Source organism: Candidatus Jidaibacter acanthamoeba (genome assembly GCF_000815465.1).
Classification (GTDB): Bacteria; Pseudomonadota; Alphaproteobacteria; order Rickettsiales; family Midichloriaceae; genus Jidaibacter; species Jidaibacter acanthamoebae.
Genome location: NZ_JSWE01000189.1, coordinates 1 through 2,200, shown reverse-complemented (window position 1 = coordinate 2,200; position 2,200 = coordinate 1). Strand labels below are relative to the sequence as shown.

The following is a 2,200-nucleotide window of genomic DNA, read 5'->3' as shown; positions in this document are numbered from 1 at the left end:
TAATCTTTCCCATTCATTATTTTGAGTATTTCTTCTCTTCTAGCTTCTAATATCAGTATTCTTTCTCTATCCACCTCTTTTTCATTAGGTGTGGTATCCATCTCTTCTTGACTCTTGCCTCTTTCATCTAATTCTTCTAATCGTCTATTTTCTTGCTCTTCCACCTGTAACTGTAAAGCTAATATTTTATCATTTATAATCTGTTGTTGAGATTGAGAAGTATTTTCTGAACTGTGGCGCATTTCTTTACTCCTTGCTTTGATAAGTTTGTAATGCCTAATTTTGTTGCGGCTTATTTACCTACTTCTTTACCAATAAATTGTTCTCTTATCTGCTCTAAGGCTTTGATGTTGAGATAAATTTTACTTCTTTGGTTACTATCTCCTCCTTTCTCCTGCTCTTCTATCTTAAATGATTCCTTGCTAATACCTAACTCTTTACAGCATACTTCTATTTCTTCTGCAGTACCAATTACTCTTAACTCAACTTCTTCTCTGCCTGGTTCTAGGCTTTTAGTTTGTATCTCTTTTTGTAATGCTAATCTAACTCTCTCTAACCTAGTTTCTTTAAAATTTGTCCTCGGTTTAACCTCATCATCTTTCTCTTTACCTTTTCTATGTTCAACCCTACCTTCTTGTTTATGGTGATGTTGTTCTACTTTATCCAGTAACTCTTCTGCTTCATATACAAGCTTAGGATCTACTTTATTGCGAACTTTTATACATTCTTCTAAAACTGCTTTAGCTTCTTCTCTCTTACCTTGTTTCTCATATATACAGGCTAATCCATATAATGCCTTACCACTTAAATAAGACTGCTTATTATCTTGTTCTAGGACTTTCAGAAATAACTGCATTGCACTACTTACATCTCCATTTTTTTCTCTTATCAGCAATATTTTGCCTATTAGTTCAAATTCTTGTGTTAACAACACACCTTCTTTTATAAAAACATTTAATCTTTTAAATAAAATCTTAGGTGCTAATCGTTTTATATCTAAATTTATTTTTAACCAATCATGCAGGTGTTCAGAAATTATTTCGAGTAGTTTATCACAAACTTTTTTCTTTTGCTTTTCTTGATTTGTCATAGCTAGATCTACTAAGGTGCTTATTGCACCTAAGTCATGTTGGTTTAATCCTTGTAATATTTTCTTAATTGCAATGTCTTTAGAATAAAAAATTTCTGGTTTGCCATTTTTAAGTAATATTTCTCTTTCTATTACCGCTCCATCAGGCTGTATGTATTTTTGTGTAATATATCCAGTTTTGCTTTTTACAAGTACTATATTTTGTTTAGTTTCCTTAACCCTAATACTTATATCGCTTATATTCATACGTTGATTTTCTTCAAAACATTTTAATGCCTCATTATAAAAACAAACTCGAATATAGCATTCTGCTATATTCGTTATAAGAGTTGGAGTCTCTTTAGTTTTTAAAGATGGTAACAAAACAAAAAGCATTCTAGCAGTTTTAAAACTTTTTAATGCAACATGGTAGTGTAAAGCTATTGCCTTATTATAATCTGTTTCTCTATCTCCAAGGGCAAAATATAATGCTCCTTGGGTATTATAAAATCCGTAAAGCTCAGTAGCATCCTTTATATATTTCTTTAATTGGTCTGCTTCATCTAAGTATTGTTTACATAGCTTATAATTTTTAAGTTCTATTAAACATTGAGCCATCCTTACAAGATTTGAAAATTTAATATTTATAAGGTTATTATTTTGGCCTTGCTCTGAAAGCAATTTATTAAGGTTAAAACAATATACTAATCCTTCTTTATAATAATTAATGGCAACTTCTCTATCATTTTGACTAATTTTAGCGAGTTTTATGTAATTAATAATTAGATTATTTGTTACTTCTATTATACCTTGGTAATTATTAAGTTTTTTATTAATTTCATAAGCTCTTTTATAATATTCATTTGCTTTAATCTTATCATCTTGGTCATCATTTATACTTGAGTAATATAAACCAAAGCCATTTATTACTAACGCTTTTGAGGGGCTATCTTCTCCTCTATAAACTATATTTGAAACCATTAATGCTTCATCTAAAGCTTCTTTAGCTTTTTGGAATTCTCCTAGCTTTATATATGCAGTAGCTAAACTATTATATAATTTAATCACTAACTCATTTATATTATTACCTTTCTTCTTATTAATTAATATTGCTAGGTTTAGATGGTATAT

Annotated in this window: 2 protein-coding genes; both read right to left on the bottom strand. The window is 29.3% G+C overall.

Translation table 11 applies throughout. From position 1 onward, the window contains the following. A partial coding sequence (locus NF27_RS09145; RefSeq protein WP_039458655.1) for a hypothetical protein occupies window positions 1-242 on the bottom strand: 242 nt, incomplete at its 3' end. Between the two features lie 50 nt (window positions 243-292). Further along, a partial coding sequence (locus NF27_RS09140) for a tetratricopeptide repeat protein (protein WP_039458653.1) occupies window positions 293-2,200 on the bottom strand: 1,908 nt, incomplete at its 5' end.